Below are 15,172 nucleotides of genomic sequence, written 5' to 3' on the forward strand. Positions count from 1 at the left end.
CGATCGTTCGGTTCAATGGTGAGTGGGTGGACCGCGGGTGTCAAGCCTGTGGATAACCAGGGGAAGGTGTGCGCGGGCGGGCCGCGTAGGTACCGTTCCGGAGCGGAGTCAGCCGGATGAGGACGGGGAACGGGGCGGGAATGCAGTCATACGGGGACGAATCGCGGCCACTGTCCGCGCTGTCGCTGCCCTCGCGGATCGTCATAGGCGTGGCGGCCAGCGGTATCGCGGTCGCCGTCCTGATCCATCTCGCGATGATGTTCCTGCACGTCGCGCCGTCGAACACGCTCAGCAAGCAGCAGGCCGGGCTGATCAGCGACTACGTCTATCCCGAGTACGAGCAGAACTGGAAGCTGTTCGCCCCCAACCCGCTCCAGCAGAACACCGACGTCCAGGTCCGCGCGCGGCTGCGCACCCAGGACGGCACCACGCGGACCACCGGCTGGACCGACCTGACCGCCCGCGACGGCCGGGCCGTCCTCCACAACCCGCTGCCCAGCCACACCCAGCAGAACCAGCTGCGCCGCGGCTGGGAGCTGCTGTCCAGCACCCTCGACGCACAGAACCGCCCGACCGGCGAGCGCGGCGAGAACTTCGCCCGCTACATCCGCCGGATCGTGATGCTCCGGATGTCCGGCGAGTGGACCAGGGGCGGCGAGAAGATCGAGCAGATCCAGGTCCGCTCGCGGACCACCCCGGTGCTCCCGCCGCCGTGGAGCAGCGAGAAGATCAGCGACAAGCCCGCCTACCGCGTACTGCCCTGGTGGCAGGTCACCGCGAACGACCTGCCCGAGGGGGCGACCACCCAGTGACGTCACCGACGCCGCAGCAGCCGCACACCGCCCCGCCCGCCCCCGAAGCCCCCGCGGCGGCTCCCGAGGGCACCCCCGGCGCCTACGAGGAGACCCGCCTCGAACGCGCCGTGGGCCGCGGCTTCGGCTGGGTCACCGCCCGGGCCCGGGCCCCGTACCAGACCGCCGTCATCCGGATCGGCTTCGCCGGCACCTGGCTGCTGTTCCTGTTGCGGGAGTGGCCCCACCGCGCGCAGCTCTACGGCCCCGGCGGCCCCTGGGACTTCGGCATGGCGCGCCGGCTGCTGGAGGGCAACCAGGGCTTCTCCGTCCTGGTCTGGTCCGACAGCGGCGGCTGGTTCGAGTGCGTCTACGCCCTGGCCGTCGTGGCCGGCGCGCTGCTGATGCTGGGCTGGCGCACCCGCACCATGTCGGTGCTGTTCATGATCGGCGTGCTGTCGCTGCAGAACCGCAGCGTCTTCATCGGGGACGGCGGCGACAACGTCATCCATCTGATGTCGATGTACCTCGTGCTGACCCGGTGCGGTCAGGTGTGGTCGCTGGACGCCCGCCGCGCCCGGCGGACGGCGGCCGCCGCCGGCTCCGGGGGAGATGCCGCGGCCGCGCCCCGCGACCTGACCGGCATCGTCCTGTGGGCGGTGCTCGGCCTCGCCCTCGCCACGGCCCAGCTGGCCGGCGCCCCCGGGCTCACGTGGTTCGGGCACGGGCCGTTCCCGCACTTCGGCTGGAGCCTGGCCCTGTGGGGGCTGTGGGCGGCGCACGGCCTGTGGTGGGCGGTGCGGCGGTACGCCCCCGGGGAGCCCCGCATCGTCCTCGACACCCTCGCCAAGCTGGCGCACAACGGCGTCCTGCTGGTGATCATGGTCGAGGTCTGCCTCGTCTACGCCACCGCCGGCTGGTACAAGATCCAGGGCTCGCGCTGGCAGGACGGCACCGCCGTCTACTACCCGATGCACCTGGACTACTTCTCCCCCTGGCCGGGACTCTCCCAGCTGCTCGGCAGCAACGGCCTGATGGTCATGCTGATCACCTACGGGACCGTGATCGTGCAGGTCGCCTTCCCGTTCACCCTCTTCAACCGGCGCCTGAAGAACGTGCTGCTGGTCGCCATGATCTGCGAGCACCTCTCGATCGCGGTCCTGCTGGGGCTGCCGTTCTTCTCCCTGGCGATGATCACCGCCGACGCCGTCTTCCTGCCGACGGCCTTCCTGACCGGGCTCGGCGGCCGGCTCTCCCGTCTGCGCCGCCGGCTGCTCCCGGGCAACGGCGGCCCCGGCGACCGCGCGGTCCCCGGCGGCCGTGCGCCGGAGGCCGCCGCCCGCTCCGGCGGCGATGGCCATACGCTCATGGGGTGAGCAGCGAAACCACCGCCCCCGCCGAGCCCCTCCAGTACGACGAGGGATACGGGCCGACGATCGGCGTCGGCCCGCACCCGCAGCCCTGGCCGCAGGACGGCCGCTACGACCCCGAGCTGCTCGCCCACGGCGACCGCCGCAACGTCGTCGACCGCTACCGCTACTGGACGCGCGAGGCGATCGTCGCCGACCTCGACACCCGCCGCCACGACTTCCATGTCGCCGTGGAGAACTGGAGCCACGACTTCAACATCGGCTCGGTCGTCCGGACCGCCAACGCCTTCCTGGCGAAGGAGATCCACATCGTCGGGCAGCGCCGCTGGAACCGCCGCGGTGCGATGGTCACCGACCGCTACCAGCACGTCCGCCACCACCCGGGCACCGCGGAACTGACCGCCTGGGCCGCCGCCGAAGAGCTGCCGATCATCGGGATCGACAACCTTCCCGGCTCCGTGCCGCTGGAGACCACCGCGCTGCCGCGCCGCTGCGTCCTGCTCTTCGGCCAGGAGGGACCGGGGCTGACCGAGGAGGCCCGCGCGCACGCCTCGACGGTCTGCTCGATCGCGCAGTTCGGCTCGACCCGCTCGATCAACGCCGGGGCCGCCGCGGCCATCGCCATGCACGCCTGGATCAGCCGCCACGCGCAGATCCCGGACGCCTGACGTCGGCGTCTGATCCGAGGGCCTGACCCGCCGGCCGCCCGGCTTACGAGGCCGGGGCCCGGGAGCTTACGGCTCCCGCCGCACCTCCACCGTCCGGAACCGGTTGGCCACGAACGCGCCGTCGCACAGCGCCGCGTTGGCCGCCGGATTGCCGCCCGAGCCGTGGAAGTCGGAGAACGCCGCCGTCTGGTTCACATACACCCCACCGGTCAGATTCAGCGACAGCTGGGCGCACTCCTCCAGACAGGCGTCCTCCACCAGCCGCTCCACCTCGGTCGAGGTGGTGTACGCGCCGACCGTCATGGCGCCCTTCTCCCGGACCGTGCGGCGCAGCAGCGCCACCGCGTCGGCCGCCGAGTCGACCGCCACCGCGAAGGAGACCGGGCCGAAGCACTCCGAGAGATACGCCGCCTCGGACTCCGGCTTGGCGCCGTCCAGCTTGACGATCACCGGCGTGCGGACCGTGGCACCCGGGAACTCCGGGTTCGCCACCTCGCGGGAGGCCAGCGCCACCTCGCCCAGCCCGGTCGCCTCGTCGATCCGCTCCTTGACCTGCGGATTGACGATCGCGCCGAGCAGGGCGTTGGCCCGCGCGTCATCGCCCAGCAGGCCGCTGACCGCGCCCGCCAGATCGCTGACGACCTCGTCGTACGACTTCGGGCCGGCGTCGGTGTCGATGCCGTCCCGCGGGATCAGCAGATTCTGCGGCGTGGTGCACATCTGGCCGCTGTAGAGCGACAGCGAGAAGGCGAGGTTGGCGAGCATGCCCTTGTAGTCGTCCGTGGACTCGACGAGCACGGTGTTGACGCCGGCCTTCTCGGTGTACACCTGGGCCTGGCGGGCGTTCGCCTCCAGCCAGTCGCCGAAGGCGGTCGAGCCGGTGTAGTCGATGATCCGGACCTCGGGCCGCACCGCCAGCGTCCTGGCCAGGCCCTCGCCCGGCCTGTCCACCGCCAGGCACACCAGGTCGGCGGGGAATCCGGCCTCGGCGAGCACCTCCCGGGCCACCCTGACCGTCAGGGCCAGCGGCAGCACGGCGCGCGGATGCGGCTTGACCAGCACCGGATTGCCGGTCGCCAGCGAGGCGAACAGGCCCGGATAGCCGTTCCACGTCGGGAAGGTGTTGCAGCCGATCACCAGGGCGACACCGCGCGGCACGGCCGTGAACGTCTTGGTGAGCTCCAGCGGGTCCCGCTTGCCCTGCGCCTTGGTCCACGCCGCCCTCTCGGGAGTGCGGGTCTGCTCCTCGTAGGCGTACGCCACGGCTTCCAGGCCGCGGTCCTGGGCGTGCGGACCGCCCGCCTGGAACGCCATCATGAACGCCTGGCCGCTGGTGTGCATCACGGCCTGCGCGAACTCATGGGTGCGCGCGCTGATCCGGGCCAGGATCTCCAGGCACACCGCGGCGCGCGCCTCCGGTCCGGCGCCCCGCCACACGGGGAGCGCGGCCCGCATGGCCGGCAGCAGCACCGAGACGTCCGGATGCGGATAGGTGATGCCCAACTCCGGTCCGTAGGGCGATACTTCCTCACCCGTCCAGTCGTCGGTACCGGGCTGGTCGAGCGCGAAGCGGTTGCCCCGCAGCGCCTCGAACGCGGCCAGGCCCTCCTGCGCGGCGTTCTCGCCGTACGCCTTGGGGTGCTCGGGGTGCGGGGACCAGTACGCCCGGGTGCGGATGGCTTCCAGCGCCTTGTCGAGGGTCGGGCGGTGCTTCTCGATCAACTGCGCTGCGGTCATTTCGGCGGCCATCGATGACCAACTCCTCGTCGACTGCGCGGAAAGCGGAAGGCGGATAGGGACTGGGAGTGACGCGGCAACAGAGTTAGAGTAACCGAACGATCGGTCGGGGCAAGAGGGCCCGGCCAACCTGTGGAAAACCCGGCCGGGGAGGATCAGCTGCGATGACGGCAATCGGGACCGACACCACCGTGGCGGTGGTGGGCACCGGCACCATGGGGCAGGGAATCGCGCAGGTGGCGCTGGTCGCCGGCCACCCCGTCCGGCTCTACGACAGCGTTCCCGGCCGCGCCGCGCAGGCCGCCGAGGCCATCGTCCGGCGGCTGGACCGGCTCGTCGAGAAAGGCCGGATCCCGACCGCCGAACGGGACGCCGCCCGCGCCCGCCTCTCCCCCGCCGGCGCGCTCGCCGAACTCGCCGGTGCCGCACTGGTCGTCGAGGCGATCATGGAGCAACTCCCCGCCAAACAGGAGCTGTTCCGCGCCCTGGAGGACATCGTCCCGGCGGACTGCCTCCTGGCCACCAACACCTCCTCCCTCTCCGTCACCGCGGTCGCGGGCGGGCTCAGGCACCCCGGCCGCTGCGTCGGCATGCACTTCTTCAACCCCGCGCCGCTGCTCCCCCTGGTCGAGATCGTCAGCGGCTTCGCGACCGACGGGACCGCCGCGGCCACCGCCCACGACACCGCCGCGGCCTGGGGCAAGACACCCGTGCGCTGCGCCGACACCCCCGGCTTCATCGTCAACCGCATCGCCCGCCCCTTCTACGCCGAGGCCCTGCGCCTCCACGAGGAGCGGGCCGCCGACCCCGCCACCATCGACGCCGTCCTGCGCGAGGGCAGCGGCTTCCGGATGGGCCCGTTCGAACTCACCGACCTCATCGGGCAGGACGTGAACGAGGCGGTCACCCACTCGGTGTGGACGGCCTTCTTCCAGGACCCGAAGTTCACGCCGTCCCTGGCGCAGCGCCGCCTGGTGGAGGCCGGCCTGCACGGCCGCAAGACGGGACGCGGCTGGTTCGACTACGCCGAGGGCGCCCCCCGACCGGAACCGGCGACCGCCGCACCCCGCCCCGCCCCGGCCTCGGTCGCCCTGCACGGCGAACTGCCCGGCCCCGCCGCCGTACTGCCCGAGCTGATCGGGAACGCCGGCATCAAGGTCACCCGCGACGCCGCACCGGGGGAGTCCGAGGGCTTCGTCCGGCTCCCCGGCGGCGCCGCTCTCGCCCTCACCGACGGCCGTCCGGCCACCCGCCGGGACCGCGGCCCCGCCCTCCGTTTCGACCTCTCGCTCGACTACCGGGCCGCGACCCGGATCGCCCTGGCCCCCTCGGCGACAGTCTCCGGGGCGGACGTCGCCGAGGCCGTCGGCCTCTTCCAGGCGCTCGGCAAACAGGTCAGCGTGATCGACGACGTCCCCGGCATGATCGTCGCCCGCACGGTCGCCATGATCGTCGACTTCGCCGTGGACGCCGCGGCCCGGGGCGTCGCCACCCCCGAGGACATCGACACCGCCATGCGGCTCGGCGTGAACTACCCCGGCGGCCCCATGGAATGGGCCGACCGGCTCGGCGCTCCCTGGGTCCGGACGCTGCTGGACTCCCTGCACCACCAGAATGCCGGGGGACGCTACGTACCGTCCTGGGCGCTGCGGCGCCGTGCGGACCTCGAGGAATGAGTGCTCTAATCATGACCATGGCCAAGCGCGACGCCTACACGCCCGATTCCCTGCTCGCGGTCTCCGTCGAGGTGTTCATCGAGCGCGGCTACGACGGCACGTCCATGGAGCACCTCTCCAAGGCCGCCGGCATCTCGAAGTCGTCGATCTACCACCACGTGCGCAGCAAGGAAGAGCTGCTCCGCCGCGCGATAAGCCGCGCCCTGGACGGGCTCTTCGGCGTGCTGGAGGAACGGGGCGCCCAGGAGGGGCGGGCGATCGGGCGGCTGGAACACGTCACCCGGCGCGTGGCCGAGGTCCTGATGGACGAACTGCCCTATGTGACGCTGCTGTTGCGGGTGCGCGGGAACACCGATACCGAGCGGTGGGCCATGGAGCGCCGCCGCGAGTTCGACCACCGGGTCGCCGATCTGCTGAAGGAGGCCGCCGCCGAGGGCGACCTCCGGGACGACGTGGACGTCCGGCTGGCCACCCGTCTGCTCTTCGGCATGATCAACTCGATCGTGGAGTGGTACCGGCCCGGGCGCGGCGACGCGGCGAGCCGCGAGGAGGTCGCGGAGGCCGTGGTGCGGACGGCGTTCGACGGGCTGCGCAGGGCCTGAAGGGGCCTGAACAGGGCCTGAACGGGGTGCGGCACCGGCCTGGGGCGTGGGCGCCGGCCGTGTGACGCGGATTCCGGCCGGGGTGGCGCGGGCGCCGCTCCCGCTCGCCCGAACCGGCCCCGAACCCGCCGCGCCGCTCCCGCGCCCCTCTCGTCCCTCCCGCGTCCCTTGGTCCCCCTCAGCCCCCTCAGTCCCCGCACCCCTCTTCTTCCTCAGGTCCCAGGTCCGTCTCCTCGAAGACCAGCAGGGTGCGGGTGCTCAGCACCTCCGGTATGGACTGGATCCGGGTCAGTACCAGCTCCCGCAGCTCGCGGTTGTCCTTGGTGTGCACCAGCAGCAGCACGTCGAAGTCCCCGCTGACCAGTGCGATGTGGGCGGTTCCGGGCAGCGCGGTGAGCTGCTTGCGCACGGTCCGCCAGGAGTTCTGCACGATCTTCAGCGTGATGTAGGCGGACGCGCCCTGACCTGCCCTTTCCTGGTCGATCAGGGCGCTGAAACCGCGGATGACGCCGTCGTCGAGCAGCCGGTTGATCCGCGCGTAGGCGTTGGCGCGGGAGACGTGCACCTGCTCGGCGACGGAGCGTATCGAGGCCCGGCCGTCGGTCCGCAGCAGGCGCAGGATGGCGCGGTCGACGGCGTCCAGCGGCCGGGCGGCCGGAGCGGACGGGGCGGGCGCCGCCGACGGCTGCCCGCCCGGATTGGCCATCTGTTCCTCCGGCATGTGCTCCCGCCTCCCCTTTGTGGACTCCCTGCCTTCATCACAAGCTGTGGAGAACCGTTTGTCCACAGGCTGAACCCGCCTGTAGCCAAAATGCATCAGCGACCGAACAATCGGTAGGGAAGGGCTCACCCGCCCCGAGCGTTCGCGTCCCGCCCGTCCTCCCGGCGACCGCCGGGAGGCGGCACCCAGCTCGCCCACCACCCCATGAGGCGCATCGCGCCACCCCTTCGATGACGAGGAGGTGCCCGTCATGACGGTCCTGGAGCAGCCCGGCAGCAGCAGGCACACCAGTGGTCCGGCCGGCCCGCCGCCCGCCTGGCGGCCGCGCGTCGATCCCGCGCCCCTCCTGCCGGATGCCGAGCCGTATCGCCTCCTGGGCACGGACGCCGCCCGCCGGCTCGACGCCGGACTGCTGAAGCGGCTCTACACCGAGCTGGTGCGCGGCCGTCGGTACAACGCCCAGGCCACCGCCCTGACCCGTCAGGGCCGCCTGGCGGTCTATCCCTCGTCCACCGGCCAGGAAGCCTGCCAGGTCGCCGCGGCGCTCGCCCTCGAAGAGCAGGACTGGCTCTTCCCCAGCTACCGCGACACCCTCGCCGCCGTCGCCCGCGGCCTCGACCCCGTCCAGGCCCTGACCCTCCTGCGCGGCGACTGGCACACCGGCTACGACCCCCGCGAGCACCGCGTCGCCCCCCTGTGCACCCCGCTCGCCACCCAGCTCCCGCACGCCGTGGGCCTGGCCCACGCCGCCCGCCTCAAGGGCGACGACGTGGTCGCCCTGGCGCTGGTCGGCGACGGCGGCACCAGCGAGGGCGACTTCCACGAGGCGCTCAACTTCGCCGCCGTCTGGCAGGCGCCGGTCGTCTTCCTCGTGCAGAACAACGGCTTCGCGATCTCCGTACCGCTCGCCAAGCAGACCGCCGCCCCGAGCCTGGCCCACAAGGCGGTCGGCTACGGCATGCCCGGCCGCCTGGTGGACGGCAACGACGCCCCCGCGGTGCACGAGGTCCTCACCGACGCCGTGCGGCGGGCCCGCGAGGGCGGCGGCCCCACCCTCGTCGAGGCCGTCACCTACCGCGTCGAGGCCCACACCAACGCCGACGACGCCACCCGCTACCGCACCGACGCCGAGGTCGAGGCATGGCGGGCGCACGACCCGATAGCCCTCCTGGAGCGCGAGCTGACCGCGCGCGGCCTGCTCGACGAGGAACTCGCCGGCGCCGCCCGGGAGGAGGCCGAACGCCTCGCGGCCGACCTCCGGGAGCGGATGCACACCGACCCGCCGCTGGACCCGATGGCCCTCTTCGATCACGTCTTCGCCGAGCAGTCCGATCAACTCCGTGCCCAGGCCGCCCAGTTGCGCGCCGAGCTGGCCGCCGAGGCCGAAGCACACCCCGAGACCACCACGGGCACCGCGACCCCCGCCCAGGAGGCCAGGCCATGACGACCACCACCGCGCCCACCGCGCGCAAACCGGCCACCATGGCGCAGGCGCTCACCCGTGCGCTGCGCGACGCCATGGCCGAGGACCCCGCCGTCCATGTCATGGGCGAGGACGTCGGCACCCTGGGCGGCGTCTTCCGGGTCACCGACGGCCTGGCCGCGGAGTTCGGCGAGGACCGCTGCAGCGACACCCCGCTCGCCGAGGCCGGCATCCTGGGCACCGCCGTCGGGATGGCGATGTACGGGCTGCGGCCGGTCGTGGAGATGCAGTTCGACGCCTTCGCCTACCCGGCGTTCGAGCAGCTGGTCAGCCATGTCGCCCGGATGCGCAACCGCACCCGCGGCGCGGTCCCCATGCCGCTGACCATCCGCATCCCCTACGGCGGGGGCATCGGCGGCGTCGAGCACCACAGCGACTCCTCCGAGGCGTACTACCTCGCCACTCCCGGCCTCCAGGTCGTCACCCCCGCCACCGTCGAGGACGCCTACGGCCTGCTGCGCGCCGCCATCGCCTCCGACGACCCGGTCGTCTTCCTCGAACCCAAGCGCCTCTACTGGACCAGGTCCGACTGGTCCCCGGACGCGCCCACCCCCGTCGCCCCCCTGGGCCGCGCCGAGATCCGCCGCCGCGGCAGCGGCGCCACGCTCGTCACCTACGGCCCGTCGCTGCCCGTCTGCCTGGAGGCCGCCGAGGCCGCCCGTACCGAGGGCTGGGATCTGGAGGTCGTCGACCTGCGCACCCTGGTGCCGTTCGACGACGAGACGGTCTGCGCGTCCGTGCGGCGCACCGGCCGGGCCGTCGTCGTCCACGAGTCCACCGGCTTCGGCGGCCCCGGCGGCGAGATCGCCGCGCGGATCACCGAGCGCTGCTTCCACTACCTGGAGGCGCCGGTGCTGCGCGTCGCCGGCTTCGACATCCCCTATCCGCCGCCCATGCTGGAGCGGCACCACCTCCCCGGTGTGGACCGGGTCCTGGACACCGTCGCCCGCCTCCAGTGGGAGTCGCGCTGGACCGAAGGACGTGATGCGTGATGGCCGTGGTGCGCGAGTTCACCCTGCCCGACCTGGGGGAGGGCCTCACCGAGGCGGTGATCGTGCGGTGGCTGGTCGAGGTCGGCGAGGTGGTGGCCGTCGACCAGCCGGTGGTGGAGGTCGAGACCGCCAAGGCGATGGTCGAGGTGCCGTGCCCGTACGGCGGGGTGGTCACCGCCCGCTTCGGTGCGGAGGGGGTGGAGGTCCCGGTGGGGGCGCCCCTGGTGACGGTCGCGGTCGGCGCGGCGCCGGACGCTCCCGCCGGAGACGGAACGGCCGGTCCCGGCCCCGCCGTGGCGCCGCCCCCGGCGCCCCCGGCTCCCGGCGCCGAAGAGGCGGCGACGGACGCCGGCTCGGGGAACGTCCTGGTCGGCTACGGCACCAGCGCCGCCACGGCCCGGCGGCGCAGGATCCTGCCGGGTGCGGCGGAGGGCTCCGCGCCCCGGCCGGCCGAGCCCGCGCCCCGCGCCACCGCCGGCGGGGCCGCCCCTGCCACCGCGGCGGCCGACGGCACCCGCACGGTGGCCGTCATCTCCCCGCTGGTGCGCCGCATCGCCCGCGAACACGACCTGGATCTGCGGGAGGTACGGGGCTCCGGGCGGGACGGCCTCATCCTGCGCACGGACGTCGAATCCGCGATCCGGGCCCGGGACGCGGGCGGCCCCATTGCCGCCGCCGCGGCGACCGCGCCCGTTGTCGGCGAGGAGCGGATCCCGCTCAAGGGCCTGCGCGGCGCGGCGGCCGAGAAGTTCAGCCGCAGCCGCCGCGAGATCCCGGACGCCACCTGCTGGGTGGACGCCGACGCCACCGAACTCCTCGCCGCCCGCCGGGCGATGAACGCACCCGGCGCCCCCAAGGTGTCGCTGCTGGCGCTGCTGGCCCGGATCTGCACGGCCGCGCTCGCCCGCTTCCCCGAGCTCAACGCCACCGTCGACACCGCCGCCCAGGAGATCGTCCGGCTGTCCGCGGTCCATCTGGGTTTCGCGGCGCAGACCGACCGCGGCCTGGTGGTGCCGGTCGTCCGGGACGCCCAGGACCGCACGGCCGAGCAGCTGTCCGCCGAGATGGCCCGGCTCACCGAGGCCGCGCGGGCCGGCAGGCTCTCCCCCGCCGATCTGTCGCACGGCACGTTCACCCTCAACAACTACGGCGTCTTCGGGGTCGACGGCTCCACGCCGATCCTCAACCACCCCGAGGCGGCAATGCTCGGCGTCGGCCGGATCGCCGCCAAACCCTGGGTGCACGAAGGGGAGTTGGCGGTCCGGCAGGTGGTCCAGCTCTCGTTCACCTTCGACCACCGGGTGTGCGACGGCGGTACGGCGGGCGGCTTCCTGCGGTTTGTGGCCGACTGCGTGGAGCGGCCCGCGCTGCTGCTGCGCTCGCTGTGACGTCGTTTCACGTGAAACGACGGCGGACGGGTTTCACGTGAAACGAAGGCGCCCGCCGGCGGTGTGAGCGCGCCGCCCCGGCCATACTCAAGGGGTGAACGACCACACCGACCACGACGCCATCGTGTTGGCCGGTGGCGCGGCCCGACGGCTCGGCGGGGCGGACAAACCCGCCCTTCCGGTCGGCGGCCGCGCCCTGCTGGACCGCGTCCTGGCCGCCTGTCCCGGCGCGGCGGTCAGCGTCGTCGTCGGCCCCGCCCGCCCGACCGTGCGCCCCGTGGTCCAGGCTCTCGAAGACCCACCCGGCGGCGGCCCGCTCGCCGCGCTCGACGCCGGACTGCGGCACACCACCGCCCCCACGGTGCTGGTCCTCTCCGCCGATCTGCCGTTCCTGACGGCCGGCACGGTGCGTGCCCTCCTGGAGGCGGCGGCCGCCGGCGGTGACCCGTCCCGGGACGGGGCGCTGTTGCGCGACGCCGAAGGGCGGGACCAGCCGCTGGTGGCCGCCTACCGCTCGGCGCCGCTGCGCCGCGCACTGGACCGGCTGCGGACCGCCCACGGCACCCTGACCGGCCTGCCGCTGCGCCCCCTGCTGTCCGCGCTGGCGCTCGTCCGCGTCCCCGATCCCACGTCCACGGCGTCCTTCGACTGCGACACCTGGGAGGACCTCGGCACGGCGCGCGCCCGGATCAGGGAGCATGGACACGTGCTGGACGAATGGATCACCGCAGTCAAGGCCGAACTCGGCATCGACCTCGATGTCGACACGGCGGCACTTCTCGACCTCGCGCGGGACGCGGCGCACGGCGTGGCCCGCCCGGCCGCGCCGCTGACGACCTTTCTGATCGGCTACGCGGCGGGCCGGCAGGACCGCGACGTGGCGGAGCTGTCGCGGCAGATCGGCGCGCTGGCCGAGCGCTGGGCGGCCGAAGCCGCCGCCGAGGAGGCCGCCGCGGCGCGGGCGGCCGGTTCCGGTGGCCCGGCGGACGAAGCGCGGCCCGCGGAATGACCGACAGGGAGCGCGGCGACCCGTTCGGCGACGACTTCGCCGACGCACTCGCCCTGGCCAACGGCGTCGCACCCGGCCCCCGCCGACCCGGGCCCGCCGACCAGCCGCCGGGCGCCGCCGCGACCGGTGCCCACTCCGCCGACCACGGCGGAGCGCCTCGCTCCGGTGGCGAAGCGGGCGCCGGCGCCGATCCGGGCCGCCCCGCCGGCACCGGCAGTCGCTCCGCCGGCCACCAGGCCATCTCGTGGCGCACGGCCCGCGAGCGCGCCGAACACGCGCTGCACGAGCCGCCCGGCCCCGGCCCGGCCGAGCTCGCCGACGCCCTCGGCCGCACCCTCGCCGCTCCCCTGGTGGCCCTCACCGACCTGCCGTCGTTCGACACCTCGGCGATGGACGGCTGGGCGGTCGCCGGCCCCGGCCCCTGGCGCATCGACCGCGCGCCGGACGACGCCGGAAGCGGCCCGGAGACCGGCATCCTCGCCGGTCGCGACACCCCCGCGGCACTCCCCGACGGCCATGCGCTCCCCATCGCCACCGGAGCCCGTATCCCGGCCGGCGCCACCGCCGTGCTCCGCAGCGAACACGGCGAGATCCTCGAACTCCCCGACGGCCGGGCCCGGTTGTACGCGCCACGGCCGGTGCCGCCGGGCCAGGACATCCGCCCGCGCGGCCAGGAGTGCCGCTGCGGCGACCACCTGCTGCCCGCCGGCACGCCGGTGACCCCCGCGGTCCTCGGCCTGGCCGCCGCGGCCGGCTACGACGAGCTCTCCGTCCACCCTCGGCCCCGCGTCGAGGTGTTCGTCCTCGGCGACGAGCTACTGCGCAGCGGACTTCCCGAGGGCGGCCGGATCCGCGACGCGCTCGGCCCGATGCTGGTGCCCTGGCTGCGGGCCCTGGGCGCCGAGACGGCCGCCCCGCGCCACCTCGGCGACGATGCCGACGCGCTCCACGACGCCCTGGCCGTCTCCACCGCCGACCTGGTCGTCACCACCGGCGGCACCGCCTCCGGGCCGGTCGACCACGTGCACCCCACCCTCCGGCGGCTCGGCGCGGAGCTCCTGGTGGACGGTGTGGCGGTGCGCCCCGGCCACCCCATGCTGCTGGCCCGCCTCGCCCCGCGCCGGCACCTCGTCGGCCTCCCGGGCAACCCGCTGGCCGCGGTGTCCGGCCTGCTCACCCTCGCCGAACCGCTGCTCCGCACGCTCGCCGCCCGCCGCCCCGCCGCGCCGTACCGGGTGCCGCTGGCCGCCGCGGCCGTGGGGCATCCGCAGGACACCCGGCTCGTCCCGGTGGCGTACCGCGACGATGACCGGCACGGGCTGGTGGCCTCGCCGCTGCACTTCCACGGGCCCGCCATGCTGCGCGGGATCGCCGCCGCCGACGCGATGGCCGTCGTCCCGCCCGGCGGCGCGGAGCGCGGCACCGAGGTCGAACTCCTCGAACTGCCCTGGCCGGCGGGCTGGTCGGCGGGCTGGCCGCCCCCGGACACCTCCTACGACCCGGCGGCTTCCTCCGGAGGCGCTGAGTGAAGCTCCCGTCCCACGACGCCGCGGCACGCGAGGTCGCCGAGGACCGCTCCCACCGGGTGATACTGCCCCGCCGCACCCCGAAGGCACCGATACGGCAGGTCGCCCGGCGGCTGATGATGGCCCTGTTGGTCCTCGTCGCGACGGTCCTCATCGTCTGGATCGACCGCGACGGCTACCACGACAACGCCGGTGGCCCCCTCGACCTGCTCGACTGCGTCTACTACGCCACCGTCACGCTCTCCACCACGGGCTACGGCGACATCGTCCCCCACAGCCCCGGCGCCCGGCTGCTGAACATCCTGCTGGTCACGCCGCTGCGCGTGCTGTTCCTGATCATCCTGGTCGGCACCACGCTGGAGGTCCTGACCGAGCGCACCCGCGAGCAGTGGAAACTGACACGCTGGAGAAACGCCTTGCGCGATCACACCGTCATCGTCGGCTACGGAACCAAGGGCCGGTCCGCCGCGCAGACCCTGCGGGCCACCGGCCTGCCGCGGGACCGCATCGTCGTCGTCGATCCCAGCACCAAGGTCGTCGAGTCCGCGGTGTCCGAGGGCTTCGCCGGCGTGGTCGGCGACGCGACCCGCAGCGATGTGCTGCTGCGGGCCGAGATCCAGCGCGCGCACCAGGTCGTCATCGCCACCCAGCGCGACGACACCGCCGTCCTCGTCTCCTTGACCGCGCGTCAGCTCAACAAGCGCGCCAACATCGTCGCCGCGGTGCGGGAGGAGGAGAACGCGCCGCTGCTGCGGCAGTCCGGTGCCGACGCGGTGATCACCTCGGCCAGCGCGGCCGGCCGGCTGCTGGGCCTCTCGGTGCACAGCCCGAGCGCGGGCGCCGTCATGGAGGACCTGATCCAGCAGGGCAGCGGACTGGACCTGGTGGAACGGCCGGTGGTCAAGGCCGAGGTCGGCAAGTCCGTCCGGGAGACCGACGACCTGGTCGTCTCCGTCCTGCGCGGCCACCGGCTGCTGGGCTACGACCATCCCGAGGCGAGCCCGCTGCAGGCCGCGGACCGTCTGATCACCATCGTCCGCGCCGCCCCGGCGGAAGAGCCCGCCGCCTCCGGAAAGCCGTCCGCCAGGCCGACGTTGCCCGGCACCGCGGTCTCCCCCATGCGCCCGGCGGACGACTGACGGGCGGTCGGGCGGGGCGCCGGCGACCGGACGCGGCGGGCCGTGACCGGCAGTAGAGGCATGCCCCGCC

General features: G+C 74.0%; 13 protein-coding genes. 11 read left to right on the plus strand and 2 right to left on the minus strand.

Annotated features, from left to right (window positions below; genetic code table 11):
• The first annotated feature begins 140 nt into the window (after positions 1 to 140).
• Genes ACRAS8_RS18280 through ACRAS8_RS18290 form a run of 3 tightly spaced genes read left to right on the plus strand, consistent with a single transcriptional unit; the run spans position 141 to position 2,829 of the window.
• Positions 141 to 812, plus strand: coding sequence for a DUF5819 family protein (locus tag ACRAS8_RS18280; protein ID WP_438487106.1), 672 nt, complete (start codon positions 141 to 143; stop codon positions 810 to 812).
• Positions 809 to 2,167: an HTTM domain-containing protein gene (locus tag ACRAS8_RS18285; protein WP_438487107.1), complete on the plus strand. Its 1,359-nt coding sequence runs from the start codon at positions 809 to 811 to the stop codon at positions 2,165 to 2,167. Before ACRAS8_RS18280 ends, ACRAS8_RS18285 begins: the two co-directional genes overlap by 4 nt.
• A complete protein-coding gene (locus ACRAS8_RS18290) occupies positions 2,164 to 2,829 on the plus strand; it encodes a TrmH family RNA methyltransferase (protein ID WP_438487108.1) in 666 nt (221 codons plus the stop codon). The genes ACRAS8_RS18285 and ACRAS8_RS18290 overlap by 4 nt, the downstream gene beginning before the upstream one ends.
• 66 nt (positions 2,830 to 2,895) lie before the next feature.
• On the opposite strand, the gene paaN is transcribed toward ACRAS8_RS18290, so the two are convergent.
• Positions 2,896 to 4,578, minus strand: coding sequence for a phenylacetic acid degradation protein PaaN (gene paaN, locus ACRAS8_RS18295; RefSeq protein ID WP_438487110.1), 1,683 nt, complete (start codon positions 4,576 to 4,578; stop codon positions 2,896 to 2,898).
• Between the two features lie 152 nt (positions 4,579 to 4,730).
• Here paaN and ACRAS8_RS18300 point away from each other — a divergent pair, with 152 nt between their 5' ends.
• Positions 4,731 to 6,242, plus strand: a complete 1,512-nt coding sequence (locus tag ACRAS8_RS18300) for a 3-hydroxyacyl-CoA dehydrogenase (protein ID WP_438487111.1) — start codon at positions 4,731 to 4,733, stop codon at positions 6,240 to 6,242.
• Between the two features lie 11 nt (positions 6,243 to 6,253).
• Positions 6,254 to 6,844 (plus strand): TetR/AcrR family transcriptional regulator, encoded by a 591-nt coding sequence (locus ACRAS8_RS18305; protein ID WP_438487112.1) that lies wholly within the window; start codon positions 6,254 to 6,256, stop codon positions 6,842 to 6,844.
• Positions 6,845 to 7,031: 187 nt separating this feature from the next.
• Here ACRAS8_RS18305 and ACRAS8_RS18310 read toward each other — a convergent pair whose 3' ends face one another.
• On the minus strand, positions 7,032 to 7,565 hold the full coding sequence (locus ACRAS8_RS18310) for an Lrp/AsnC family transcriptional regulator (RefSeq protein WP_438487113.1): 534 nt from the start codon (positions 7,563 to 7,565) through the stop codon (positions 7,032 to 7,034).
• Positions 7,566 to 7,815: 250 nt separating this feature from the next.
• On the opposite strand from ACRAS8_RS18310, the gene pdhA reads away from it, so the two are divergent.
• The 6 genes from pdhA to ACRAS8_RS18340 all read left to right on the plus strand — a co-directional run bounded on the left by pdhA (position 7,816) and on the right by ACRAS8_RS18340 (position 15,102).
• The gene (pdhA, locus tag ACRAS8_RS18315; protein ID WP_438487114.1) at positions 7,816 to 9,009 is read left to right on the plus strand and encodes a pyruvate dehydrogenase (acetyl-transferring) E1 component subunit alpha; all 1,194 of its coding nucleotides are present in this window, start codon (positions 7,816 to 7,818) and stop codon (positions 9,007 to 9,009) included.
• Entirely contained in the window at positions 9,006 to 10,040 is a 1,035-nt protein-coding gene (locus ACRAS8_RS18320) for an alpha-ketoacid dehydrogenase subunit beta (RefSeq protein WP_438487115.1), read from the plus strand. The genes pdhA and ACRAS8_RS18320 overlap by 4 nt, the downstream gene beginning before the upstream one ends.
• On the plus strand, positions 10,040 to 11,428 hold the full coding sequence (locus ACRAS8_RS18325) for a dihydrolipoamide acetyltransferase family protein (protein ID WP_438487116.1): 1,389 nt from the start codon (positions 10,040 to 10,042) through the stop codon (positions 11,426 to 11,428). The genes ACRAS8_RS18320 and ACRAS8_RS18325 overlap by 1 nt, the downstream gene beginning before the upstream one ends.
• A 94-nt stretch (positions 11,429 to 11,522) precedes the next feature.
• The gene (locus ACRAS8_RS18330; protein WP_438487117.1) at positions 11,523 to 12,437 is read left to right on the plus strand and encodes an NTP transferase domain-containing protein; all 915 of its coding nucleotides are present in this window, start codon (positions 11,523 to 11,525) and stop codon (positions 12,435 to 12,437) included.
• Positions 12,434 to 13,966 carry a molybdopterin molybdotransferase MoeA gene (locus tag ACRAS8_RS18335; protein WP_438487118.1) on the plus strand — a complete coding sequence of 511 codons (1,533 nt, stop codon included), beginning with the start codon at positions 12,434 to 12,436 and terminating at the stop codon, positions 13,964 to 13,966. The genes ACRAS8_RS18330 and ACRAS8_RS18335 overlap by 4 nt, the downstream gene beginning before the upstream one ends.
• Positions 13,963 to 15,102, plus strand: coding sequence for a potassium channel family protein (locus ACRAS8_RS18340; protein WP_438487119.1), 1,140 nt, complete (start codon positions 13,963 to 13,965; stop codon positions 15,100 to 15,102). The genes ACRAS8_RS18335 and ACRAS8_RS18340 overlap by 4 nt, the downstream gene beginning before the upstream one ends.
• Positions 15,103 to 15,172: the final 70 nt, after the last annotated feature.

Source organism: Streptomyces sp. S186 (genome assembly GCF_051603415.1).
In the GTDB taxonomy this organism is placed as follows: Bacteria; Actinomycetota; Actinomycetes; order Streptomycetales; family Streptomycetaceae; genus Streptomyces.

Coding starts and splice junctions, on each gene's coding strand:
- ACRAS8_RS18325 (WP_438487116.1), top strand. CDS start 10,040: ATGGCCGTGGTGCGCGAGTTCACCCTGCCCGACCTGGGGGAGGGCCTC.
- ACRAS8_RS18320 (WP_438487115.1), top strand. CDS start 9,006: ATGACGACCACCACCGCGCCCACCGCGCGCAAACCGGCCACCATGGCG.
- ACRAS8_RS18335 (WP_438487118.1), top strand. CDS start 12,434: ATGACCGACAGGGAGCGCGGCGACCCGTTCGGCGACGACTTCGCCGAC.
- ACRAS8_RS18280 (WP_438487106.1), top strand. CDS start 141: ATGCAGTCATACGGGGACGAATCGCGGCCACTGTCCGCGCTGTCGCTG.
- ACRAS8_RS18300 (WP_438487111.1), top strand. CDS start 4,731: ATGACGGCAATCGGGACCGACACCACCGTGGCGGTGGTGGGCACCGGC.
- ACRAS8_RS18310 (WP_438487113.1), bottom strand. CDS start 7,565: ATGCCGGAGGAACAGATGGCCAATCCGGGCGGGCAGCCGTCGGCGGCG.
- pdhA (WP_438487114.1), top strand. CDS start 7,816: ATGACGGTCCTGGAGCAGCCCGGCAGCAGCAGGCACACCAGTGGTCCG.
- ACRAS8_RS18305 (WP_438487112.1), top strand. CDS start 6,254: ATGACCATGGCCAAGCGCGACGCCTACACGCCCGATTCCCTGCTCGCG.
- paaN (WP_438487110.1), bottom strand. CDS start 4,578: ATGGCCGCCGAAATGACCGCAGCGCAGTTGATCGAGAAGCACCGCCCG.